The following is a 763-nucleotide window of genomic DNA, read 5'->3' as shown; positions in this document are numbered from 1 at the left end:
GAGACATAGAAACTAGATGAGATAAAAAGCAATGCTGCTCGTAACAGATGCCCTTAATATCCATATGACAAAATAACAAGGATATCCAATCCTAAAGTAAAAAATATCCGCACTGAAATTGAGCTATTTTCATAAATTAAAAAATGAAATTACGAAAAGATCAATTATCGCAAACTATACACTTTACTTTAGTGTCAAAATTATAATAATGACAATAAATATTAAGATGCATATAACAGTAAAAAGAGTCGTATTAAAATGAAGTCGATCATTCTTGTAATTTTGATTGCAAAAATTTTATCGGCTTATGCATTAGCACCAAAGCTAAAACAGCCCAATGATAGGAACCGTGTACCTATTAATAAAACAATCCCTGCCAAAATCAAGCGAGGAGACAGATGAAAAAGAGATTTATTATAACAGGAATGATTACCCTTTTGGGAATGCTGAATCTAGCTTCAGCAAATGCAGATGTGAGCATAAGTTTCGAACCCTCATCACCTCAAGACCCAACTGTAAACTCACAACTTGCTCTATCGACACCACCTGCTCTACCGACACCACCTGCTCTACCGACACCACCTGCTCCACCGACACCACCTGCTCTACCAGCAGAATATCTGGAGATTATTAATCTATTAAAAAAAGGAGAAATTATTGAGCTCTTAAAAAAACAGCTTGAGTTGAAAAAAGAACAACTTTCGCAAACAGAAAAAGCCTATCAAGCTATAACAAAGGGTCAGAAAACTGCACCTCAGAAAAT

Annotated in this window: 1 protein-coding gene and 1 pseudogene; both read left to right on the top strand. The window is 35.3% G+C overall.

The annotated features are described in order from the left end of the window. Nucleotides 1-258 precede the first annotated feature (258 nt). Nucleotides 259-402 (top strand): TrwH protein, encoded by a 144-nt coding sequence (locus ACFIK8_RS11145; protein ID WP_375636799.1) that lies wholly within the window; start codon nucleotides 259-261, stop codon nucleotides 400-402. After that, nucleotides 399-763, top strand: a pseudogene (locus ACFIK8_RS11140) (hypothetical protein); the annotation flags it as partial. The gene ACFIK8_RS11145 and the pseudogene ACFIK8_RS11140, both read left to right, overlap by 4 nt.

The sequence above is a fragment of the Bartonella sp. MR168JLCBS genome (assembly GCF_042194175.1).
This window is presented reverse-complemented; position numbering and strand designations above follow the sequence as displayed.

What these genes read in the sequence shown, in the direction of transcription:
- ACFIK8_RS11145 (WP_375636799.1), top strand. Translation starts at nt 259, where the DNA reads ATGAAGTCGATCATTCTTGTAATTTTGATTGCAAAAATTTTATCGGCT.